This window comes from Streptomyces sp. NPDC008092 (genome assembly GCF_042957285.1).
Classification (GTDB): domain Bacteria; phylum Actinomycetota; class Actinomycetes; order Streptomycetales; family Streptomycetaceae; genus Streptomyces.
The window spans coordinates 34454-57164 of record NZ_JBIBHY010000020.1 but is presented as its reverse complement, the minus strand read 5'-3'; the positions used below and the strand labels follow the sequence as shown (position 1 = coordinate 57164).

Annotated in this window: 20 protein-coding genes, 1 pseudogene and 1 riboswitch; of the genes and pseudogenes, 9 read left to right on the top strand and 12 right to left on the bottom strand. The window is 71.8% G+C overall.

Annotated features, from left to right (window positions below; all coding sequences use genetic code 11):
- Positions 1-9: 9 nt before the first annotated feature.
- The 4 genes from ACFZB3_RS43970 to ACFZB3_RS43955 form a co-directional block, all read right to left on the bottom strand.
- Positions 10-1008 carry an ABC transporter permease subunit gene (locus ACFZB3_RS43970; protein ID WP_391387994.1) on the bottom strand — a complete coding sequence of 333 codons (999 nt, stop codon included), beginning with the start codon at positions 1006-1008 and terminating at the stop codon, positions 10-12.
- A gap of 356 nt (positions 1009-1364) precedes the next feature.
- On the bottom strand, positions 1365-2162 hold the full coding sequence (locus tag ACFZB3_RS43965) for an enhanced serine sensitivity protein SseB C-terminal domain-containing protein (RefSeq protein WP_391387990.1): 798 nt from the start codon (positions 2160-2162) through the stop codon (positions 1365-1367).
- Between the two features lie 191 nt (positions 2163-2353).
- Positions 2354-3145, bottom strand: coding sequence for an enhanced serine sensitivity protein SseB C-terminal domain-containing protein (locus ACFZB3_RS43960; protein WP_391387987.1), 792 nt, complete (start codon positions 3143-3145; stop codon positions 2354-2356).
- Between the two features lie 185 nt (positions 3146-3330).
- Positions 3331-4005, bottom strand: coding sequence for an AAA family ATPase (locus ACFZB3_RS43955; RefSeq protein WP_391388263.1), 675 nt, complete (start codon positions 4003-4005; stop codon positions 3331-3333).
- Positions 4006-4188: 183 nt separating this feature from the next.
- Positions 4189-4286, top strand: a riboswitch (glycine riboswitch).
- 158 nt (positions 4287-4444) lie between these two features.
- Here ACFZB3_RS43955 and gcvT point away from each other — a divergent pair.
- From gcvT to ACFZB3_RS43935, 4 genes are all read left to right on the top strand, one after another.
- Positions 4445-5572 (top strand): glycine cleavage system aminomethyltransferase GcvT, encoded by a 1128-nt coding sequence (gene gcvT, locus ACFZB3_RS43950; protein WP_391387984.1) that lies wholly within the window; start codon positions 4445-4447, stop codon positions 5570-5572.
- 123 nt (positions 5573-5695) lie between these two features.
- Entirely contained in the window at positions 5696-6073 is a 378-nt protein-coding gene (gcvH, locus tag ACFZB3_RS43945) for a glycine cleavage system protein GcvH (protein ID WP_391387981.1), read from the top strand.
- A 24-nt stretch (positions 6074-6097) separates the two neighbouring features.
- Complete coding sequence (glyA, locus tag ACFZB3_RS43940) at positions 6098-7360, top strand: serine hydroxymethyltransferase (RefSeq protein ID WP_391388260.1); 1263 nt, start codon at positions 6098-6100, stop codon at positions 7358-7360.
- Positions 7361-7416: 56 nt separating this feature from the next.
- A complete protein-coding gene (locus tag ACFZB3_RS43935) occupies positions 7417-8784 on the top strand; it encodes an L-serine ammonia-lyase (protein ID WP_391387978.1) in 1368 nt (455 codons plus the stop codon).
- A 52-nt stretch (positions 8785-8836) separates the two neighbouring features.
- On the opposite strand, the gene ACFZB3_RS43930 is transcribed toward ACFZB3_RS43935, so the two are convergent.
- Positions 8837-12712 carry a hypothetical protein gene (locus ACFZB3_RS43930; RefSeq protein ID WP_391387975.1) on the bottom strand — a complete coding sequence of 1292 codons (3876 nt, stop codon included), beginning with the start codon at positions 12710-12712 and terminating at the stop codon, positions 8837-8839.
- Between the two features lie 350 nt (positions 12713-13062).
- On the opposite strand from ACFZB3_RS43930, the gene ACFZB3_RS43925 reads away from it, so the two are divergent.
- A complete protein-coding gene (locus ACFZB3_RS43925; RefSeq protein WP_391387972.1) occupies positions 13063-13638 on the top strand; it encodes a hypothetical protein in 576 nt (191 codons plus the stop codon).
- A gap of 318 nt (positions 13639-13956) precedes the next feature.
- Here ACFZB3_RS43925 and ACFZB3_RS43920 read toward each other — a convergent pair whose 3' ends face one another.
- On the bottom strand, positions 13957-14847 hold the full coding sequence (locus tag ACFZB3_RS43920; protein WP_391387970.1) for a phosphotransferase: 891 nt from the start codon (positions 14845-14847) through the stop codon (positions 13957-13959).
- Positions 14848-15425: 578 nt separating this feature from the next.
- Positions 15426-16352 carry a PfkB family carbohydrate kinase gene (locus ACFZB3_RS43915; protein WP_391387967.1) on the bottom strand — a complete coding sequence of 309 codons (927 nt, stop codon included), beginning with the start codon at positions 16350-16352 and terminating at the stop codon, positions 15426-15428.
- A 142-nt stretch (positions 16353-16494) separates the two neighbouring features.
- Here ACFZB3_RS43915 and ACFZB3_RS43910 point away from each other — a divergent pair, with 142 nt between their 5' ends.
- Complete coding sequence (locus ACFZB3_RS43910; protein ID WP_391387964.1) at positions 16495-17538, top strand: Ca2+-dependent phosphoinositide-specific phospholipase C; 1044 nt, start codon at positions 16495-16497, stop codon at positions 17536-17538.
- Positions 17539-17637: 99 nt separating this feature from the next.
- Positions 17638-18198: a GH25 family lysozyme gene (locus ACFZB3_RS43905; RefSeq protein ID WP_391387960.1), complete on the top strand. Its 561-nt coding sequence runs from the start codon at positions 17638-17640 to the stop codon at positions 18196-18198.
- A gap of 100 nt (positions 18199-18298) precedes the next feature.
- Here the strand turns inward: ACFZB3_RS43905 and ACFZB3_RS43900 are convergent, their stop codons facing one another.
- Both ACFZB3_RS43900 and ACFZB3_RS43895 read right to left on the bottom strand, forming a co-directional pair.
- Positions 18299-19117, bottom strand: a complete 819-nt coding sequence (locus ACFZB3_RS43900; protein WP_391388257.1) for an NAD(P)-binding domain-containing protein — start codon at positions 19115-19117, stop codon at positions 18299-18301.
- A complete protein-coding gene (locus tag ACFZB3_RS43895; RefSeq protein WP_391388255.1) occupies positions 19114-19899 on the bottom strand; it encodes a zinc-binding dehydrogenase in 786 nt (261 codons plus the stop codon). Before ACFZB3_RS43895 ends, ACFZB3_RS43900 begins: the two co-directional genes overlap by 4 nt.
- A 31-nt stretch (positions 19900-19930) precedes the next feature.
- On the opposite strand from ACFZB3_RS43895, the pseudogene ACFZB3_RS43890 reads away from it, so the two are divergent.
- Positions 19931-20134 (top strand): annotated as a pseudogene (locus tag ACFZB3_RS43890) (helix-turn-helix domain-containing protein); the annotation flags it as partial.
- A 58-nt stretch (positions 20135-20192) separates the two neighbouring features.
- Here the strand turns inward: ACFZB3_RS43890 and ACFZB3_RS43885 are convergent.
- Both ACFZB3_RS43885 and ACFZB3_RS43880 read right to left on the bottom strand, forming a co-directional pair.
- On the bottom strand, positions 20193-20405 hold the full coding sequence (locus ACFZB3_RS43885; protein WP_089098659.1) for an EF-hand domain-containing protein: 213 nt from the start codon (positions 20403-20405) through the stop codon (positions 20193-20195).
- A gap of 47 nt (positions 20406-20452) precedes the next feature.
- Positions 20453-21367, bottom strand: coding sequence for a MerR family transcriptional regulator (locus tag ACFZB3_RS43880; RefSeq protein ID WP_391387957.1), 915 nt, complete (start codon positions 21365-21367; stop codon positions 20453-20455).
- A 64-nt stretch (positions 21368-21431) separates the two neighbouring features.
- On the opposite strand from ACFZB3_RS43880, the gene ACFZB3_RS43875 reads away from it, so the two are divergent.
- Entirely contained in the window at positions 21432-22070 is a 639-nt protein-coding gene (locus tag ACFZB3_RS43875) for a GNAT family N-acetyltransferase (RefSeq protein WP_391387954.1), read from the top strand.
- A gap of 3 nt (positions 22071-22073) precedes the next feature.
- On the opposite strand, the gene ACFZB3_RS43870 is transcribed toward ACFZB3_RS43875, so the two are convergent.
- A complete protein-coding gene (locus tag ACFZB3_RS43870; RefSeq protein ID WP_391387951.1) occupies positions 22074-22682 on the bottom strand; it encodes an ADP-ribosyltransferase in 609 nt (202 codons plus the stop codon).
- Positions 22683-22711 lie beyond the last annotated feature (29 nt).

The window sequence follows — 22711 nt, the reverse complement described above, 5'->3', positions numbered from 1 at the left end:
CAGCAGACGTCAGCGGCTGCGCGGGTCGAGAGCGTCGCGGAGACCGTCACCGAGCAGGTTGAACGCCAGCACGGTCACGAAGATGGCAAGGCCGGGCACGATCATGTACTCGGGATCGACCTGGTAGTACGTCACCGCTTCGCGGAGCATGCCGCCCCAGGAAGCCTGCGGGGGCTGGATGCCGACGCCGAGGAAGCTGAGGGACGCCTCGAAGAGGATGTTGGTCGGGATCAGCAGCGTCGAGTAGACGATGATCGGGCCGACCAGGTTGGGCATCAGCTCGCGGAACAGGATGTACGGGCCCTTGGCGCCCATGCCGCGGGAGGCGTCGACGAACTCGCGCTCCCGGAGGGCGAGGGTCTGGCCGCGCACGATGCGGCCCAGGTACGGCCAGTTGAAGAAGCCGATGACGAAGATCAGCACGCTCAGGTGCAGCGGCAGTCCGTTGAGGCCGAACGCGCCGCCCTGGAGGGTGGCGGAGATGGCGATGGCGAACAGCAGGAGGGGGAAGGCCAGGAAGGTGTCCATCAGCCGGCTGATGATCGAGTCGACACGGCCGCCGTAGTAGCCCGCGACGACGCCCATGATCGCGCCGATCACGTTGGACAGGATCGTCGAGCCGAAGGCGACCACCAGCGACACCCAGGAGCCCTCCAGGATCCGGGTGGCGATGTCGCGGCCGAACTTCGGGTCCACGCCGAGCGGGTGATCGAGGCTCATGCCGCCCCAGCCGCCGGTCGGCAGCGAGGTGTTGGCGTCGATCAGCTCCTGGTGGAAGGCGTTGGGGTCGAGACCGAACAGGGCCTGGATGGGGCGGGCGAGGATCGCGACGAGAATCAGCAGAACGACAACGATGCCGCCGGCCACGGCGACCCTGTCCTTCTTGAACCGGGTCCAGGCGATCTGCCCGAGGGAACGACCCTCGATCTGCCCCTTACCGGCACCCTCCAGCACAGCTTCCGGCTGTGCTTCGGATGCCGCTCCGGTGGTCTCGATCGGTGCGGTCACGGTGAGCGACCCCTCTCGCCGGCGGTGACCGGCCTACGCCAGCCGCGGATTGCGGCTTTGTCGACTTGCTCGATCATGAGGTTTAAACAGACCTCACGTCTGACTGGCGAGTCTTCAGCGTCGTCGCGATCACCCGCCAGATCTGACGAAGAAAGTATGCGCAACCGTGATGCAGTCCGAGGGATTCCGTTATCCGAACAGTGGGTAACGCCCCCCGGACGCCGGTCACTTGGGACAGAACGCCGAATCCGGCCGGAACGGAACGTTCCACCGTCATCTACGCGCGGAGAAATGTGTTCGTTACGTAAATCTTGTGAACCCTCCCGGCCGGCCCGCCGGGAGGGCACCCCGTCGCGTCAGTAACCGCCCTGGGCCGGCGGGTACCCGTAACCCGTCGCCGGCGCGGGCGGCAGCGCCGCGTGCGCCTCACGGTCGTAGAACGGCCGTGCCGTCGCCCGCATCCACATCACGACCGGGTCGTACTCGTCGGTCATCGCCACCGTCGACACCGGCAGCCCGTCCGGCACCGCCCCGATCGACTGCTGCATCATCCCCCGCACCGAGTCCACGGCCGGCGGCGAGGTGTCGTACACGTCCAGGCCGATCGCGAGGTACGGCGCCCCGAGGGCCGGCTGCACCCAGGCGCGGCGCAGCGAGCGGACCGCGGGGGTGCGGTGGGCGTTCTGCGCGAGCAGGGCGTAGAACTGCGGGATCTCGATGGCCGGTTCGGCGAGCCGCAGCGGGCCGGCCGGCTGGCGGTCCAGGCCGGTGGCGATGCGGCGCAGGTCCAGCCAGGGGATGCCGACGCCGCCGCCCGGGGCGTGCGGGTTGAGCCAGAGCCCGAAGTGGTCGGGGTAGAGCGTGCGGGCCACGTCGACGCCGTCGACCACCTCGTACGAGCGGTTCCAGCCGCTCGCGGAGAGTTCCTGGGCCGAGGTCACGCAGGGGGCGTAGCCGTGGCCCTCGACCTCCATGTTCCCGTACTGGGCGTCGGGGGAGCCGGCCTGGCCGTGCCAGAGCAGCATCCAGATCTGGCCGGAGGAGGGCGTGGCGAGGGCGCGGAGGAGTGCCTCGTAGGCGTCGTAGCGCCCGGGGGTTACCTGGCGCAGCATGTGCTCGACCTGTCCGGTCGCCGCGGTGCCGCTGGCGCTCACGTGTTACCGCCCCTTCATCTGGTGCCCCGCGTCTGGAGGGCGCCCCGCGTTTGGAGACAGCTTATGCGCCCAGGGGGCGGGGGCCGATTGTCCGTGCGCGGGTGCGGCTCCGTGGTGGCTGGTCGCGCCCACGCGGCGGAGCCGCACACGAGTACAGCCCCGCCCCTTGGTTGGCTGTCCTGAGGGCGCTTCTAGTGACCGTACTGATAGAAGGGGCGCACGTTCTCCCGCATCCAGTGGCCCACCGGGTCGTCCGCCACGTCGAGCAGGACCAGGTTGACCGGCCACTTCACCGGCACCCGGCCCAGCGCCTTGCCCAGGGCCGCCAGCGGCAGGGCGCGCAAGTCGCCCTCCCACTGGGAGAGTTCGACGCCCACGAACATCACCGGGTCCGCCGTCTCGACCGCGGCGAGGCAGCGGCGGGCCGAGGCGACCACGCCGATCGCCGCGAACTCCGCCGACGCCGCGGCCAGGAAGTCCATCGGGTCGTCCTGCCAGTCCGGCTCGAAGAGGCGGACCCGGCCGCCGGAGGCGGGGCCGTCCAGTTCGCTGCGGCCGGCCCGGCAGAGCTGGGCGACCGCCTCCGGCGGCAGCGGGACACCGACCACTCCCCCGGGGTTCACGGCGATGCCGACCTGCGGGGGCAGCCCGCGGGCGAACTCGACCGCCGGGGCGATCGTGTACGACAGGTGGGAGCCGGCCACCAGGCGGAACTGCTCCTCGGAGCTGAAGACCGGCACGTACACCTGGCCCTCGATCTGCGTGGTGGGCAGGTCCAGCGGGCCGCTGTGCGGGCCGCCGCCCTCCGGCAGCGGGATCCACAGGAAGCTCCGGCCCAGTACCTCGATGAGCCGGCCCGCCGCCGCGGGCACGCCGAGGGAGGCCGACAGGACCTCCTCCAGTTCGTTGCCGGGCCACCCGCCGTGCGGGTGGGGGTGCGCCTGTGCCGGGAAGTCCGCGGGAATGTCCGCCGGGAAGTCCATCTGCCTACCGCCTGCTGGAAACCGCTGCTGAGGCTGGAAAGGCTAGCGGGTGACGCCGACAAAGCCACCCCACCAGCCGGTTCGGCCCGCGAACACGATCTCCGCGAGGGCGATCCCTGCGAAGGCGATCCCTGCGAACACGGTCTCCGCGAAGGCGATCTCCGCGAGAGCGGCCTCAGCACGCCTCAGCGCGCGAAGTCGATCCGGCGCAGTACGTCCGCCGCGTCCCGGTCGAGCAGGACCGCCGAGCCGACCCCCTCGGGCAGCCTGCCCTGCTCCGCCGCACGCAGCAGCCGGCCGGCGGCCCGGCGGTGGCGCAGGAAGGCGTACCGGGAGACGCCCCGGCCGCGCTCGCGCTGGCCGTCCAGTGCCGTGCCCGGCGTGACGTCGAGGAGCAGCAGGTGCAGGGTGCCGCCGCGGCGGCGGGCCGCCCGGGCCAGCCAGTCCCGGACCCACGCCTGGGTCCCGCAGTCGTGCACGACCACGCCCTCGCGGGTGCCGAGGGCCCGGCGCAGCCCGGCGTAGTGGGCGAGGCGGACCAGCGGGCGGTAGACGGCGTACGGCAGGAGGCGGGCCAGGCGGGCGTCCCAGCGGTCCCGGGTGTCCTGGGAGTCGATGCGGATGCCCTGGACGGTGCGGTGCATCAGGGTGGACTTGCCGCTGCCGGGCAGTCCGGTCACCACCACCAGGTCGCGGGGGCCGAAGAGCAGGCCGTGCGGGCTGCGCCCGGCGCGGTCGCGCAGGTCGCGGACGACCGGTGCGGGAAGCTCGCCGCACCGCTCGCGGGCCGGGGCCGTCGGCTGCTGGGGCAGGGCGATGCCCGTCGTCGTCGCGTATGCCGTGGTCCTTGTCACCGTGATCTTCCTCCCTGGGGGTTCAGGAAAGGTTCTCCCCACTTAACGTAAAGAGAAGGTAATGCACGGTGTCTCGCGGTTCCGTTCGCGTCCTGCCACAGACCCGTCACAGAACGGAGCGGCCGGTCCGGCCTGCCATGGCGCCGGGCGGCGTGCAATGATGTCCGCGCCAACTGCATACCGGCCGCTTGAATCCGCGCGGGAGAGTCCCCAGCCGTCTTCGCTGGGGCGCCGAAGGAGCAAGTCCCTCCCTTGAATCTCTCAGGCCCCGTTACCGCGCGGGCGAGGCACATCTGAAAAGCGGGCCGCTGTGTCAGTGGCTCCACCCAAGGTGCAAGCCGTGATCACTCAGGTGATCAGGGCGAACCTCTCAGGTTCCGATGACAGATGGGGAGGACAGCCCTCGCCTGTCATGCCCTTGGGACCTCCGGGAGACGACCGACCGATGAGCAGTACCGATTCCGCCGCACCCCGCCGTACCGCGCTCGATGCCCTGCACCGCTCGCTCGGCGCGACCATGACCGACTTCGCCGGCTGGGACATGCCCCTGCGCTACGGCTCCGAGCGCGACGAGCACGTCGCGGTACGGACCCGGGCCGGGCTCTTCGACCTCTCCCACATGGGCGAGATCACCGTGACCGGCCCGCAGGCCGCCGCCCTGCTGAACCACGCCCTGGTCGGCAACATCGCCTCCGTCGGCGTGGGCCGGGCCCGCTACACCATGATCTGCCGCGCCGACGGCGGCATCCTGGACGACCTGATCGTCTACCGGCTGGCCGAGACCGAGTACCTGGTCGTCGCCAACGCCTCCAACGCCCAGGTCGTCCTCGACGCGCTCACGGAGCGGTCCGCCGGGTTCGACGCCGAGGTGCGCGACGACCGGGACGCGTACGCGCTGATCGCCGTCCAGGGCCCGGAGTCCCCCGGCATCCTCGCGTCCCTCACCGACGCCGACCTGGACGGACTGAAGTACTACGCCGGGCTGCCCGGCACCGTCGCCGGCGTCCCGGCGCTGATCGCCCGCACCGGGTACACCGGCGAGGACGGCTTCGAGCTGTTCGTGAAGCCGGAGCACGCGGTGGAGCTGTGGCAGGCGCTGACCAAGGCCGGTGAGGCCGCCGGCCTGGTGCCGTGCGGGCTGTCCTGCCGGGACACACTGCGCCTCGAAGCGGGCATGCCGCTGTACGGGCACGAGCTCACCACCTCGCTCACCCCCTTCGACGCCGGGCTCGGCCGGGTGGTGAAGTTCGAGAAGGAGGGCGACTTCGTGGGGCGCGCGGCGCTCGCCGAGGCCGCCGCCCGTGCGGAGCAGAACCCGCCGCGGGTGCTCGTCGGCCTGGTCGCCGAGGGCCGCCGGGTGCCGCGCGCCGGCTACCAGGTGGTCGCCGGCGGCGAGGTGATCGGCGAGGTCACCTCGGGCGCCCCCTCCCCGACCCTGGGCAGGCCGATCGCCATGGCGTACGTCGACGCGGCGCACTCGGCACCGGGCACGGCGGGCGTCGGCGTGGACATCCGCGGCAGTCACGAGCCGTACGAGGTCGTGCCGCTGCCGTTCTACAAGCGCCGGAAGTGATCGCCTCCGCGAGCGCCGGCAACGGCCACCGAGCGTGATCCGGCGCACATCGCCGCTGGTCACGCACGTTTCCAGCAGTCCCCCCTTCACCAGCACTCCCCCGCGTACAGGAGAATTCAGGCCATGAGCAACCCCCAGCAGCTGCGTTACAGCAAGGAGCACGAGTGGCTGACGGCCGCCGAGGACGGCGTGGCGACGGTCGGCATCACGGAGCACGCGGCCAACGCGCTCGGTGACGTCGTCTTCGTCCAGCTCCCGGCGGTCGGCGACACGGTGACCGCGGGCGAGTCCTGCGGCGAGCTGGAGTCGACCAAGTCGGTGTCCGACCTGTACGCGCCGGTCACCGGTGAGATCACCGCGGTCAACGAGGACGTCGTCGACGACCCGTCCCTGGTGAACTCGGCCCCCTTCGAGGGCGGCTGGCTGTTCAAGGTGCGCATCGCGGACGAGCCGGAGGACCTGCTCTCCGCCGACGAGTACACCGCCTTCACCGCCGGCTGAGGAGTCGTAGAACGGATGTCTGAGTTGTCGCTTCTGAACACGCCCCTGCACGAGCTCGACCCGGAGGTCGCCGCCGCGGTCGACGCCGAGCTGGTGCGCCAGCAGTCCACCCTGGAGATGATCGCCTCGGAGAACTTCGCTCCGCTCGCGGTCATGGAGGCGCAGGGCTCGGTCCTCACCAACAAGTACGCCGAGGGCTACCCGGGCCGCCGCTACTACGGCGGCTGCGAGCACGTCGACGTCACCGAGCAGATCGCCATCGACCGGGTGAAGGAGCTGTTCGGCGCCGAGTACGCCAACGTGCAGCCGCACTCCGGTGCCTCCGCCAACCAGGCGGCCCTGTTCGCGCTGGCCCAGCCCGGCGACACCATCCTGGGCCTGGACCTCGCCCACGGCGGCCACCTGACCCACGGCATGCGGCTGAACTTCTCCGGCAAGCAGTTCGACGTGGTCGCCTACCACGTCGACGACGCCGGTCTGGTCGACATGGCCGAGGTGGAGCGGCTCGCCAAGGAGCACCGGCCGAAGGTGATCATCGCGGGCTGGTCGGCGTACCCGCGGCAGCTGGACTTCGCGGAGTTCCGCCGGATCGCCGACGAGGTCGAGGCGTACCTGTGGGTCGACATGGCCCACTTCGCCGGCCTGGTCGCGGCGGGGCTGCACCCGAACCCGGTCCCCTACGCGGACGTGGTCACCTCCACCACCCACAAGACGCTGGGCGGCCCGCGCGGCGGGATCATCCTCGCCCGCCAGGCCTTCGCGAAGAAGCTGAACTCGTCCGTCTTCCCGGGCTTCCAGGGCGGTCCCCTGGAGCACGTGATCGCGGCGAAGGCGGTCTCCTTCAAGGTCGCCGCCTCGGAGGACTTCAAGGAGCGCCAGCGTCGTACGGTGGAGGGAGCACGCATCCTGGCGGAGCGGCTCACCGCCGCCGACGCCCGCGAGGCCGGCGTGAGCGTCCTGTCCGGCGGCACGGACGTCCACCTGATCCTCGTCGACCTGCGCGCGTCCGAGCTGGACGGGCAGCAGGCCGAGGACCGCCTCCACGAGGTCGGCATCACGGTCAACCGCAACGCCGTCCCGAACGACCCGCGGCCGCCGATGGTCACCTCGGGTCTGCGGATCGGCACCCCGGCGCTGGCCACCCGGGGCTTCACGGCCGAGGACTTCGCCGAGGTCGCGGACGTGATCGCCGAGACCCTGAAGCCGTCCTACGACGCCCAGGCCCTCCGGGCCCGGGTGGTGGCCCTGACCGACAAGTACCCGCTGTACCCCGGCCTGAACAAGTAGTTCCCTGGTGGGGGCACCCGACGACGTGTGCCCCCACCCTCTTTGGAGGAGTTCCCGTGGCCATCTCGGTCTTCGACCTGTTCTCGATCGGCATCGGCCCGTCGAGCTCCCACACCGTCGGCCCGATGCGCGCGGCCCGCATGTTCGCCGTCCGCCTGCGCAACGAGGACCTGCTGCCCGCCGTCGCCTCCATACGCGCCGAGCTGTACGGCTCCCTGGGCGCGACCGGCCACGGGCACGGCACCCCGAAGGCGGTGCTGCTCGGCCTGGAGGGCGCCTCGCCGCGCACCGTGGACGTGGAGACCGCGGACGACCGCGTCGAGACGATCAAGACCACGAAGCGCCTGTCCCTCCTCGGCGAGCACGAGATCCCGTTCTCCTTCGACAACGACCTGAAGCTCCACCGCCGCAAGGCGCTCCCCTACCACGCGAACGGCATGACCCTCTGGGCCCACGACGCGTCCGGGGCCGAACTCCTCGCCAAGACGTACTACTCGGTCGGCGGCGGGTTCGTCGTCGACGAGGAGGCGGTCGGCGCGGACCGCATCAAGCTGGACGACACGGTCCTGAAGTACCCCTTCCGCACCGGCGACGAGCTGCTCCGCCTGACGCAGGAGACCGGTCTGTCGATCTCCGCGCTGATGCTGGAGAACGAGCGGGCCTGGCGCACCGAGGAGGAGATCCGCGAGGGCCTGCTGGACATCTGGCGGGTGATGCAGGCGTGCGTCTCCCGCGGCATGGCCCGCGAGGGCATCCTGCCGGGCGGGCTCCGGGTGAAGCGCCGGGCCGCCGTGACCGCCCGCCAGCTGCGCGCCGAGGGCGACCCGCTGGCGCACGCGATGGAGTGGATCACGCTCTACGCGATGGCCGTGAACGAGGAGAACGCGGCGGGCGGCCGGGTGGTCACCGCCCCCACGAACGGCGCGGCCGGCATCATCCCCGCCGTCCTGCACTACTACCTCAACTTCGTCCCCGGCGCGGACGAGGACGGCGTCGTCCGCTTCCTCCTCGCGGCCGGCGCGATCGGCATGCTCTTCAAGGAGAACGCGTCCATCTCCGGCGCCGAGGTCGGCTGCCAGGGCGAGGTCGGCTCGGCCTGCTCGATGGCGGCGGGCGCGCTCGCCGAGGTCCTCGGCGGCTCCCCCGAACAGGTCGAGAACGCGGCCGAGATCGGCATGGAACACAACCTCGGCCTCACCTGCGACCCGGTCGGCGGCCTCGTCCAGATCCCCTGCATCGAACGCAACGGCATGGCCGCGGTCAAGGCGGTCACCGCGGCCCGCATGGCCATGCGCGGCGACGGCTCCCACAAGGTGTCCCTCGACAAGGTCATCAAGACCATGAAGGACACCGGCGCCGACATGAGCGTGAAGTACAAGGAGACGGCCCGGGGCGGGCTGGCGGTGAACATCATCGAGTGCTGAGGGACGGGCCCTGACCGGCATGTTCGTTACTTCCCGGACGGCCGGCACGACGTCATCCGGCCGGGGCTGCCGGACAGGGCGGGTGGTAGCGCACTCCGGGTAGGTAGTGCTCCCACTCGCCGCGGGTGAGGGAGGGGCTTGCGACAGCACAGACGCGTGCCGTGGCGCGGTCGATGTCGGTTTCCCACAGGCGCAGGGTGTGGTCGTTGCCGCCGGCGGCAAGGGTGTGGCCGTCCGGGCTGAACGTCACCGCGGGAACCGCGAGTTCGTTTCCGGCGAGGTCGGCCAGTTCCCTGGGGCGGCGGGGGTCGCGCACGTCCCACACCTGGGCCCTTGTGCCGCCGTCGCCGGTGGCCAGGCGGCGGCCGTCCGGAGCGAAGGCCAGCGCGTACACGAAGTGGGTGTAGCCGGTCAGCAGGGCCAGTTGCCGCGGGTGGCGGGGGTCGGTCATGTCCAGGAGCCGTACGGTGTTGTCGGCAGTGTTCACCGTGGCCAGGAGGCGGCCGTCGGGGCTGAAGGAACCGGGCCGGACGGAGTCGGCGGAGAAGGCGAAGTCCCTTGTCCTCGGCCGGCGTGGGTCGGTGATGTCCCACAGCGCGGACGGCCTTTCGTTGCTGCCGGTGGCCAGTGTGCGGCCGTCCGGACTGAACACGGCCGCTCCGCCGTCCCCCAGATACCCGCCGAGGCGCGCCAGCGGTCTGGGGCTGTCCGGGTCGGTCACGTCCCAGAGCCGTACCGTCCGCAGCCCGGCGGTGGCGAGCGTGCGGCCGTCCGGGCTGAAGGAGGCCGTCGCCACTTCGCCCGCGTGCGGCTCGATCACGCTCAGCTGCCGGGCGTCGCGGGGGTCGCGCACGTTCCACAGCCACACCGTTCCGTCGTTGCTCGCGGTCGCCAGCGTGCGCCCGTCCGGGCTGAACGCCACGGAGCGGATGAAGTCCCGCTGGCCGGTCAGCGTCGCCAGCAGGAGCCGGGGGCGGCCGGGGGTGACGTCCCACAGCCGTACGGTGTTGTCCCAGCTGCCGGAGGCGAGGATGCGGCCGTCCGGGCTGAACGCGACGGTGTCGATGACGTCGCCGTGGCGGAACAGGGGGAGTTCACGCAGATCGTGCAGCACCGAGCCGGCTGCCAGCATGGTCCCGTCGGGACTGAACGCGGCTGAGTAGACCCCGTTCGGAAGGTCGGTGAGCAGGCTCGGCCGCCGGGGGTCGGACATGTCCCAGAGGAGGGTGCCGCCGCCGGTGGAGGCCAGCGTGCGGCCGTCCGGGCTGAAGGCCACGGACCACACCAGCGCGGTGTGGCCGGTCAGGGTGGCCAGGGAGCGGGGCGCGGTGGGGCGGGTGATGTCCCAGACGCGGACCGTGTGGTCCCAGCTCGCGGTGGCGAGCGTGTGTCCGTCCGGGCTGAAGGCCGCCGACTGCACCTTGCGGGTGTGTCCTGTCAGCACCCCCTGCTTCTTCGGGGCGTGCGGGTCACTGACGTCCCACAACCGTACGGTGGTGTCGCCGGTGGTGGCCAGCAGGCGTCCGTCGGAACTGAAGGCCACCGACGTGAGGCTGTCGCTGTGGCCTCGGAGCACGGCCAGCCGCCGCGGCCGGTGCGGGTCGCCGACGTCCCACAACTCCGCCGTTCTGTCCTGCCCGGCCGTGGCCATGGTCCGGCCGTCCGGGCTGAGCGCCACCCAGGTGACGGCACCGGTCCGGTCGGTGAGTGTGCCGAGCACGCGGGGGTTCCGGGTGTCGGTGACGTCCCACAGCACCACCTCGTCGCCGTCGGCCGTGGCGAGGACGTCGCCGGTCCGGTCGAAGGCGACGGCGTGAAACGCACCTGGGCGGCGGATGACGGTCAGCGTGCGGGGACGCCGAGGGTCCCGCACGTCCCAGAGCCGGACGGCTCGGTCCCAGCCTGCCGTGGCGAGTACGGATCCCGTCGGGGAGAACGCCAGCGACACCAGGTCGCTGGTGTGGCCGGTCAGCGGTGCGGCGTACGGCGTGGCCGAGGCGCTGAGCAGGCCGTCACGGGTCTCCGGTGTCGGGGCCAGCCGGTAGGCGGCGAGCCCGAGTTGGGCCGCGAGGGCCGGATTGCTCCCGCGGATGTCGGCTGACGCTGCCGACGCCTGCCGGGCGAGGGCCGCGTCGCGCTCGTCGATGGTGGCCTGCCGGGCCCGTGCCGCCAGCACGGCGGAGGTGACGGCCACCATCAACGCGGCGGTGAGCAGCGCGAGGAGCTGCCACAGGCGTCGTGTACGGCGACGGGTCGCGGCCTCGACGGCGGTCGCCGCGGCGCGGCTCTCGGACAGGAACCGGCGCTCGCGCTCGGTGAGCAGGTCCTCGTGGGCGTCGGCCCATTCGGTTGCCGCCTCCAGCCGGGTGCCCCGCAGGAGGCTGTGCTCGTCGCGCTGCCCGCTCTCCCACACGTCGGTGGCGTCAGTGAGACGGCGGTGGATCCGCAGCCCGTTGCGGTCCTCGGTGAGCCAGTTCCCCAATCGTGGCCAGTTGCCTATGAGGGCTTCGTGGGTGATGTCGAGCCAGTCCCGGTCGAGCGTGAGCAACCGGCGCGCAGCCAGTGCCTCGACAACGGCAGTCGTGTCGGGACGCGCGTCCAACTCGCGCCGGTGGATGCGGCGCTTGGTGTCCTCGGTGCCCTCGCCCAGCGCCGTAAGGCGCAGGAAGATCCCGCGTGCCAGGTCCTGCTGGGCCGGGGACAACGCCTGGTAGGCGGCCTCGGCGCTGTGCGCGACCGCGTGCCGGATGCCGCCGGCCGCTCGATAGCCGTCCACGGTGAGACGGTTGCCGCTGCGCCGTCGCCAGGTCTCGGCCATGGCGTGCGAGACCAGCGGCAGCGCACCGGGCTGGCCCGTCGCGTCGGCGACCACGGCCGCCAGCAGCGGGCTCTCCACGCTGTACCCCGCGCCGATCGCCGGTCGCGTCACGGCCTCACGCAGTTCCTCGCCGCTCATGGGCCCGACCATGACCTGCGCGTCCCGCAACGCGTCGGCCAGATCCGGGTTCTGGGCGCAGTGGCCGTAGAAATCGGCACGGACGCCGAGCACGATACGGGCCCGGCTGTTCGCTGCGCCGGCCGCGGTGAGCAGCGCCGCGACGAACCGGTCACGCTCGTCACGGCCGGTGCACAGCGTGAAGACCTCCTCGAACTGATCGACCACGATCAGCAGGTCGGCCTCCTCGGGCCAGCCGGCCAGGGCTTGCCTGATCCGCAGATGAAGACTGCCGGGGTCGTCGCGGAACTCCGCTTTGAGCGTGCAAGGCGAATCACCGACGAGTTCCGCCAGTCTGACGGCGCACTCCTCGAATGGGTCGGTCCCGGGCGAGAACAGGAGGACGGGCAGTGGGGTGCCGTTCAGCCCCGCCTTCCCGGCCGCGGCGACGAGGCCTGCCCTCAATAGCGAGGATTTCCCGCACCCCGACGGGCCGAAAACGGCCGTAAGCCGCTGGCGGCCCACCTTCGCGACGAGTTCGCCGACGAGTCTGTCCCGGCCGAAGAACCGATATGCGTCCTCGGGCTGAAACGCGGCCAACCCCACGTACGGTGCGGTCGATTCATCATGAGGAACCGCCGTGTGCAGGCCGTCGTTCTGCGCGGCGATTTCGGCCACGGTGGTGTGCCACCGCTGTTCCCATTCCCCGTGGTTCCCGCCACACGCCTGGGCATACGCCAAGGTCACCGCAAGGCTTGGCAGAGAGCGACCACCCGCGGCGTTGGAGAGCGTCGTGGCCGAGTAATGAGCGTGCTTGGCGAGTGCCCGGTAAGTGGGCGTGCCCGCGGCCTTCCTCAACTGCCTCAGTTCGGCCGCGAATCGGACGAGCGGGCTGTCCGTCCGGTCGAGCGGACTCTCGGATCGTGGCACGCCTGCTTCCCCCCTGAGACAACGGCAGCGCGAACCCTCCGAAACCCGCTGTCCGCCGTCCATCGAGATTCTGCTCGGTGGGCCGGATCTCACACAGGCGGCGCGCAGTCAGCGGTGGGTGATTTCCAGCGGTATTCGAGTCCGCGACACCGTCATCCCGGCACCGGGCGTTCTCGCATGGTCAACGCGATGGCTACCACGGCCGGTTTGGCCTTGGCACCGGGTGGGCCTCGCCGGGATCAGGGGCTGATTGTCCGGTGTTTGTTTGTCCAGCCTCCCGTCTCCGGAGCCGGACAACGGCAACCCGGTAGACAACCGGCGTGAGACAGCACACCGGACCCGGCAGGTCGGCGGTTTCGCTTCGTCTCAGTGAAACGCCGACATCCAGGACGGAAAGAACAGGGAGAGAACGCATGGTCAACAACGAGCGCAGCCTGTTTCGTTCGATGCTGGTCGCCGCGGCCGCGGCAGTGACCGCGATCGGGATCGCACTGCCGGCACAGGCGGCACCGGCCACCACCTTCTCGTTCACCAACAGCTTCGAGGGGAACCCCTGGAACGACTGGCAGGGCCTCCAGAGCGGCGACGGTGTGCCGGGAGCCGACGTCAACGGGAACCCGGTCGTCGCCCGCACCGGCGTCAACAACGGATGGCTCCGTGCCGGCACGGGCTGGGCCGCCGAGAAGATCGCGGTGCCGATCGACTCCTGGACGAACCGGACCAACTGCACCGCCAGCATCTGGGCCGACCCCGTCAGTTACGGTGCCGGAGTCGGTCTCGAGGTCTGGGACCCCAACGGGGCCAACGGATGGGTGAAACTGACCAGTACCGCACCGGGCCTCAGCGCCGGCAGGTACACGCAGATCAGGACCGCGCCGCTGAACCTGAGCGGCCTCAGCACCGTGTACGTCCAGGCGATCTACGGGAACAGCAGGACGGACCCGCAGTTCGTCCGCATCGACGACGTCGAGCTGACCTGCGTCTCCTGACGGCGGGCATCCACTCCGGGCAGTCCGCCCGGCCCAGTGCCTGCTCTTCCTGGCGGGCGCGCAGAGGGGGGCGGCTCCCGCCGGTCCCGCCGTCCCCCGCCGGGACACTCCGCGCGAGACGCCGATGAGGACCCCGTACCCGGCGCTGCCGGGTACGGGGTCCTCCCGCGCGACGCGGCCTGTCGTGATGACGGGTTTCCGGCCCTCACCCGTTCGCCGGTCGGCCGGCGCGGCTCCCGACGCCCGCTCCGGGACGTGGTCCGGTTGCCCGAGCGCAGTGGCTCTGATCGGCTGTTCAGCCGGGCGGTGGCACGGCCGTCACCCGCTCACCTCGTGGTTCACCCGGTCGAGTACGGCCTCGCAGGCGTCCGCGGCGGCCCGGTCGCCGAGGGCGCGTGCCTCGGCCAGCCGGCGGGCGGCGGTGAGGGCGGTCAGGCAGTGCAGGGCAAGCCGCTCGTCGTGGCCGAGGGTGCGGCCGTAGCCGGTGAAGAACGCCGTACGCAGGCGCGGCTGGGCCGTCCAGGGCCCGCAGGCGAGGTCGACGAAGTCGAGGACCACGGGGGCGAACCGCGCCGACTCGAAGTCGCCCAGGGCGAGTTGCGCGTCGGCGGTCCAGAGGAGACTTGAGCCGAGGGCGCCGCCGTGGATGTAGCCGAGGGGCAGCCGGCCGACGAAGCCCAGCCGGTCGGCGAGGGCCATGACCCGCTTCTGTTCGTCCGCCGACAGGCGGTCGCCGACCGTGCCGAGGTGACGGGCCGCCTCGTCGGCCAGGCGGGACAGGTCCGTCGGCGCGTCGTGGTGCGCGGTACCGGTGCGCCTTGCGGCCTGGTGCAGCTGGGCCAGGAGGAAACCGGCCCGCCAGTGGACCGTCCTGAGCATGGCCGTTGCCGGCCGCAGCCGGTCGAGGGGGGTGCCGGGCAGGGCCGTCACGATCAGGGCCAGGTGCGCGGCGGAGGTGGCCAGCAGGCGGGGAGCCGCACCGGGGCCGAGGGCGGGCACGGCGTGCCGGTGGGCGAAGGTCTCGCGGGTGAAGGCGCCCGGGTCCGGGGCGACCCTGACGTGGAAGCGGCCACCGTCACCGGTGCGTACGACATGCCACGTACGTGCGTGCTGCGGGCCGGCCGCGGCGCCGCGCAGCACGGCGAGCGGACCCAGGGTCCGTTCCGCCCAGGCCAAGACGGGTGCCGGCGGTGACTGCTGTGCGGTCATGCCCCCCACCTCGGTGTCGGGCTCGGCGTATCCAGGGCGTACGCCGGGGCGTATGTCGGGGTGGATGTCGGGGCGTACGCCGGAGCGCTGTTGTCGGCCGCGGTCACCGTGCGGCCGCGAGGTACCGCCCGGACGGCCCCGGGGCGCACGGCGACCCGATGGGCGACGCGAGGTACAGGCACAAGGACGGGGACGGGCACATGGACGGGCACATGGACGGGGACGGGGACGGGGACGGGATTCATGGTTCCTCCGGTGGTCGGCCGAGCGACGGCATGACGGGACGGCGGTGGCAGGCCGGGGCGCGAGCGTCCCGGCCTGCCACCAACAGCGCGGTGTCGCCGCCGCGTTGGGGATGACTGATGATGACCGGGACAACGACCCGGCGGCCCGGCTCGAACACGCGTGTTTGAGTCGGATCCGCAACCGCGTGATTCCGGGGGTCACGTCTCAGCGGCCGCTGGTCGGCGCGCCTCCCGGGCCACCGGACATGGCCGAATCGCCGCGAGCGGACACGCACGGGGCCCGTGGGACCGATGAGGAAGCCGAAGGATTCCGCGTTCGCTCGTGGTCGCCGGTCAGCCCGCGGTCAGCCAGGCGCGCGTACCGAACGAGGCGCACGCGCGGGAGGCCACCGCCGCGGCCCGCGACAGCGCTTCGGTGAAGGCCGGCCCGTCGAGGCGGCCGGGGCCGCTCAGGTGGTGGGCGAGGGCACCGTGCAGGACGTCACCCGCGCCCAGCGTGTCCACCACGCGGGTCCCGGGAACGCCGACCAGGCCGCCGCCACCGGGGCCCGCCCACTCGATCGGCGCCCCGCCACCGGTGACCGCCGCCCAGGTCACCCCGTGGTCCCGGAGGAACTCCAGGGTCTCGGCGGGCGTGCCGGTACCGGGCGGGTGGAAGTCCGCCGAGCACACGGCGACGTCGGTCGAGGCCAGCAGCCTCTCGGTGCCGTCCTTCCAGCTGCCCGCGTCGAGCAGGGTGCGGCGGCCGGTCGAGCGGGCGGCGTGCGCGACCTCGACGGCCAGGTCCATGTGATGCCCGTCGAACTCGGCGATGTCGCACGACGCCACCAGTTCCTCCAGGCCGGCCGGGGCCCGCAGCCGGTGCCCGGTCGCGTTGGTCGAGGCGACCGCGCGCTCTCCGGTCGACGCGGTCACGAGGATCGAGGACACCGCGGGCGGGTCCACGCGGTCGGCGGCCAGGTCCGTGACGCGCACGCCGAGCGCGTCCAGGTCCGCCCGGACGCCGAGGGCCAGCGGATGCGAGCCGAGGCCCGTGAGCAGCCGGGGCAGGCCGCCCAGCCGGCCGAAGGCCACCGCCGCCCCGGTGGCCGGGCCGCCCGCCGCCACCACCTGGTCACGGGCCGTCAGCTTCTCGTCCGGCCCCGGCACCCGGTCCACCAGCTGGATGACGTCCAGGGTGCACAGCCCCACGAACAGGCCCACGGGCCGCCGCCCCGCCACCGGTCCCGTGCCCACCAGCGCCTCCTCCGGCCTCGGCATGCGGTCAGCGTACGTGCGGCCTCCCGGGTCCTGGGCGTCCTGGGCAAGTTCCGGAGGCCGATGTTCCCCCAGGGGCTACCGCTCAGTAACCGTCTGCTTCTACGCTGCCGCCAACTCACCACCAACCCAAGGGAGTTGGGTCATGCGTGTACTGAGACGGCTGGCGGCGGTCGTGGGTGCCGGGGCCCTGTTCGTGATGGCGGGCTCCGCCGCGCACGCGGACACCGGCCTGAACGCGGCGAAGTTCTCCGAGACCACCGCCATCGGCACGCACAACGCGTACGACAAGGGCAAGTACACCTACTGGGCGCAGGCCCTGGACTCCGGGGCCTCGCTGCTGGAGCTGGACGTCTACGTCGACAGCATCAGCAAGCGGTGGCGGGTCAGCCACAGCAACCCGTGGGGCGACAACAACAACTGCGAATACGCCAACACCCCCAGCCAGTTGTACAGCCAGGCCACCAGCCAGGATCTCGGCAGCTGCCTGGACAACATGGCGGCCTGGGAGCAGCTGCACCCGGACCACGCGCCCATCGTCGTCAAGGTCGAGATGAAGGTCGGGTTCAACCAGACCATCGGCCTCGGCCCCACCGCGTTCGACACGCTCGTCTCGCAGAAGCTGGGCAGCAGCGTGTACAAGCCGGCCGACCTGCTCGGCTCCTCGTACTCCACGCTCGACGCCGCCGCGAAGGCCAACGCCTGGCCCACCCGCGACCAGCTCAAGGGCAAGTTCATCTTCGAAGTGATCCCGGGCACGGTGGAGCAGGCCAACCCGTTCGACCACTACTGGACGGACCAGGAGTACGGCGACCACCTGCGGGACCTGTCCGCGGCCGGGAACATCTCCCAGGCCCAGGCCTTCCCCGCCGTGCTGGGCGCCGCGAACGGGGATCCGCGGACCAGCAGGTACGACGCCTCGATCCAGCCCTGGTTCGTGTTCTTCGACGGCGACGCGGCGACGTACGTCAACAACGGCTACGACACGTCGTTCTACGCCGCGAACCACTACATCCTGATCATGACGGACGCCTACAACGTCTCTCCGGCGATCTCCTCGACCGCTCCGACCGACGCCGAGGTCGCGGCCCGGCTGGCGCTGCTCGCCGCCGACCACGCCAGCATCATCACCTCCGACTGGTCGGCGAAGTCGGCGGCCGTGCTCGGCGAGGTGGCGGCCCGGAGCTGACAATTCACGCGCCCCCGCGGATCCCGCCCGGCGTGTCGGGGAATACGACATACGCAGTTGCAACTTGTGTCACCCCACTGGCACCCAGGGAGTTCCCCCATGCTGCACGGAATCGACGTGAGCGCGTACCAGTCCTCCGGCTACGACACGGACGGCCTCTCCTTCGTCTTCATCAAGGCGACGGAGGGGCGTTCGTACGTCAACCCCAAACTCGCCGCCCAGACCAAGACCGGCCGCGACGCCGGACTGGTCGTCGGCTTCTACCACTTCCTCTGGCCCGGCAACCTCACCGCCCAGGCCGAGTACTTCGTCCAGCACGCCCCCGAGAAGGCGGGCGAGATCCTCGCCGTCGACTGGGAGACCACCGGCGACGGCACCCACGCGAGCAACGCCGAGAAGGACTCCTTCATCCGCAAGGTGAAGGCACTGCGGCCCGGCCACCGGGTGGTCCTCTACACCAACCGGAACTTCTGGCTGAACATCGACACCACCTCGTACGCCGGCGACGGCCTGTGGATCGCCGACTACGTCAGCGCCGGCCACCCCCGCATCCAGGCCGACTGGCGTTTCCACCAGTACACCAGCGACCCGCACGACAAGGACGTGGCGGACTTCGACGACAAGGACGATCTCAAGGCCTGGGCGTCCCCGGAGGACTGAGCAGCGGCGGCGGGACCGGGCTCCCCGGTGCGGTCCCGCCGCCGTCCACCCCGCGGGCCCCGACCCGCAGGCCCGGACCCCGCAGGCCCCTGCGCGGTCGTCAGCCGCGGAAGCCCTCAGGGCGCTCCGGGGACGCCTCCGCCAGGGCCTTCCGGACACCCTCGACGTCCGCCCGCAGGCCGTACACCGGGGTACCCGGCTGCTGGCGCCAGGAGTCGTCGATGCCGCCGTTGTCGACCGTGTCGAAGCCGAGTTCGTCGATCAGGGCGCGGACGACCCGCTTGGCGGCCTCGTCGTCGCCGGAGACCGGGACGGCCTGGCGGTCGGGGTCGCCGGCGGGACGGCCGCGGTCCAGGATGTCCTGGGCGAAGGTGCCGTTGAACACCTTGATCACGGGGTGCCCGATCTGCCGCTCGGTCCAGCGGCTCTCCGTGCTGCCCTCGTCCTCGATGCCGGCGATCCGGCCGTCCCGCTCCCGCGGGTAGTAGTTGCCGGTGTCGATCACGGCGACGTTCTCCGCGGCGCCGTCCAGGAGGCCGGACGGCAGGTTCGGGACCGCCTTCACCGGGACCGTGACCACCACGACCTCGGCGCCCCGCGCCGCCTCCTCGGCCCGTACCGCCGTCGCTCCGGTCTCCTCGGCCAGTGCGGCGAGCGTCTCGGGGCCCCGCGAGTTCGCCACGGACACGTCGTGGCCGAGGGCGGTCAGCCGCCGGGTGAGGTTGCCGCCGATGTTGCCCGCGCCGATGATGCCGATCTTCATGACACGCCTTTCGAGAGTCCATGCACCTGCATGCATACGCTGCTGTGCGGCGACAACCCCGGGCGTGCGCGGCCTATTCCACGGCTGGGCCGAACGGGTGAGGCCCGGATTCCGGCCCCCGGCCCGGCTTTCCGGCCCCCGGGTCCCGCCCCTCAGATCCGTACGACGATCTTGCCGACGTGCGTGTTGGACTCCAGCAGGCGGTGTGCGTCCCGGATGCGGTCCAGGCCGTCCAGGACCTCACCGACGACCGGGCGGAAACCGCCGTCGGCCAGGCCCGCGTTGACGAAGGCGGTGGAGCGGCGCCGGCCCTCCGGGGTCGAGGTGAGGGCCTGGTTGGCGTAGGTGTGGATGGTGAAGGGCCAGTTCCGGGGGATCTCGGCAGGGCTGCTGTCCAGCCAGCCGTAGACCACCACCGAGCCGCCCGCGGCCAGGCCCTCCGCGAGCGGGCGGAAGCCCGGGCCGCCGATCGCGTCGAACATCACCTCGGCGCCGCTGCCCCCGGTGAGCCGCCTGACCTCCTTCGCCACGGCCTCCGCCGTCGACTCCCCGGTGACGATCACCTCCGCCGCGCCCAGCTCCAGCAGCCGCTCCCGCTTGGCCTCGGTGCGGGTAGTGGCGAGCGGGACCGCGCCGACGCGGCGGGCGACCTGGATCGCCGCGGTGCCGACGCCGCTGGACGCCCCGATGATCAGGACGCGGTCGCCGGGCCGCAGCCCCGCGGTCTCCAGCAGCCCGCCGTACGCCGTCGTGTAGGTCAGCCAGGCCGCGGCGCCGGTGACCGCGTCCACGCCGGCGGGGCGCGGGACGACCGGGGCCGCGGGCAGCACCACGCGCTCCGCGTACACACCCTGCGCGCTCATCTCGATGCCCGGGCCGGTGGTCACCGGGTCGCCGACGGCCGGTTCGGTGACGCCCTCGCCGACGGCCTCGACGATCCCGGCGGCCTCGTAGCCGAGCCGGGAGGCGGGCAGGGCCGGCCTGGCCTACCTGACCTGGTGGCGGATGACCAGCGCCGGCCGGCTCCTGCGCGACGACACCCTCACCCTGCGCCAGATCGCCGAACGCACCGGCTACACCTCGGAGTTCGCCTTCGCCAAAGCCTTCAAGCGGGAGTACGGCACGGCACCGGGCCAGTACCGCAGAGCCATCTCCTCGCGGGGGGCCGGGTGAACCGGGCATGGGAAAGGGGCGCCCGCACTCCACGTGCCGGACGCCCCTCGCCGTCGGCTCACTTGCTCAGGTAGGCCCAGAACTCGTCGAACGACAGGACCTTGTCACCGTTGAGGTCCCGGGTCTTGATGATGGCCTCCGCGACCGTGTCGGTCACGTTCCAGTCGCCCCCCTGCGCCAGGGCGGTCTTGAACTCGGCCGCGGTGATGACGCCGTCACCGTCCGTATCGATCCGCTCGAACTGCTTGCGTGCTTCCTCGATGTCCGCCACCGGATCCGCCCCTTCGTACGCTTTACTGCCTGTTGACGGAGGTCAGATTAACCGGCCGCGCGAGCGCGCAGTGCGGCGACCACCCAGGCGAACTCCGCACGGTGTGCGGCCGCGGGCCCCGTACCCTTCACCTCGCACAGCAACTGCCGGTACCGGGCGAGCCGGTCGTTGGACGCCGACTCCATCCGTTCGAGTACGGCGGTCAGGTCCCCGCTCCCCAGCACCTCCCGCACGATCGCCTCCGCCTCCGGCGACTCGGGGGCGACGCCCCGCTCCAGGGCCTGCCCGCCCAGCTGCACCAGCCGCATGGGAAACCACATGGCCCGCCCGGGACCGGCGGAGCCCCCCTGGTCCGCCGCGTTGAACTCGACCACCCGCCGCATCTGCGCCCGGAACTCCGGGTCCTGGACCATCTCCGCCAGCTCCACCCAGGCGTCCACCTGCTCGGGGGTGGGCTCCTCCGGCAGGTCCACCGCGATGGAGCGCATCCGTTCCTCGATGGCCGGGTCCACGGCGTCGAGCCCGTGGAACAGCTCCGCCACGAACTCCTCCATGATCCGCTTCCGTTCGGCCGCCGACAGCCGCGCCAGCTTGTTCATGAGCGTCATCTCCTCCGCGTTCGAACCACGTCGCGCCACCGTCGACAGCACCGCACGGGTCACCTTCAGCGACCTGATCTGCGCGTCCAGCGCCGCCACGTGCGCGGCCGCGACCTCGGCCACGGTCTGCTCGCCGGAGAGCACCGCACGCACGTGCCCGAGGCCGAGCCCCAGTTCGCGCAGGGTGCGGATCAGCTCCAGGCGGGCGAAGGACCCGGCGTCGTACAGCCGGTAGCCGCCCGGCGACCGGGTCACCGGGGTGAGCACGCCCTCGTCGGACCAGTAGCGGATGGTGCGCACGGTCAGCCCGGTGGCCTTCGCCAGCTCACCGATGGTGAAAAGTCCGGTGCCGTCTTCGATCATGTCTGCGAGTGTGGGCCTTCCAGCGGGTGGAGACTCAAGGAGTCCCGGGGAGTCGAGGAGCACGGTGGCGGAGAGCAGCCTGCGGGACATTCTGGACGCGGCGGCCCGGGGTGTCTTCCCGCCGCCCGACGGCCGTACAACGGTCGTGCCCCAGCCGTCCCCGCGGGACGCGGGCGTCCTCTCCTTCACCGCCCACTCGGTCGTCTTCGTCGACGAGGACCCGGAGTGGGTGTACGACACCCTGCGCGCGACCCCCAGCGACCCGCTGGCCGCGACGATGAACTCGCGTTTCCTGACCGCCCTGATGGACCGCACCGGCCGTGAGCAGGAGACGATCGACGCGCTGCTGGTGGCCGGCCCGCTGCCCGGCCGCCCGGACCTGCCCCTCACCCAGCTCACCGGCCCCGACCACTCCCGGGTCGCCTACGCCCGGGCCCGCCGGGACGAGGTACGCGCCTGGGCGGCGGACGGCGGGGTGCTGGTGCTGGGCCGGGGCGTCGCGGGACGCCTGGAGGTCTCCCTGGAGGTCGACGAGGGGGTACGGCAGCGGGGGCTGGGCCGGGCCCTGCTGACCGCCGCCCGGCAGCTCGCCACGGAGCCCCTGTGGGCACAGATCGCCCCGGGGAACGCCCGCAGCATGCGGGCGTTCCAGGCGGCCGGCTATGTACCGGTCGGCGCCGAGGCGCTGCTGCTCAAGGCCTGAGGCTCAGTGCCAGGGCTCGTAGTTCGGGTTGCCCTGGCAGTCGTCCATGATCTCGGTCTTGGTCTTCCTGTCGACCGGGCAGACCCCGATGACGTACTGGCTCAGGATCCCGCCGGGGAAGGCGACCTCGACCTGGTCGGCCCACTTGTGGGTGTCGCCGATGGTCTTGTTGACGTCGACACCGCCGGGCGCGTCGATGTAGTAGTTGTAGCCGGACTTGTACCAGGTCTTGTACAGGTCGTGGTCGTAGGTCGTGGAGACGTACGGCGACGGCTGGTTGACCAGGACGTACTTCTCCACGTCGTACTGCCCGTTCACCACGTCCCTGGGCAGGAAGCCCTCCGCGAAGATGACCGCGGGCGCCCGGCTGTCGCTGCGGTAGAGGGTGCCGCAGGTGGTGCGCCAGACGGGGGTGGGCGTGATGCGGTCGACGTCGACGCGGCGGTCGGCGGCGGCCTTGACCTTGTCCTCGAACTGGGGGCAGGCGGGCGCGGCGGCCCTCGCGGAGACGGCGGGCGCCGCGGTCGACGGTACGGCGGCCGTGGTCGCGAGGACGGCGGCGAGGGACAGGACGGCGGCAGCGGCACGCCGCCCGAGGCGAGTGGTGATCATGGGCAGCACGATGTCGGTTCGGTGACGGC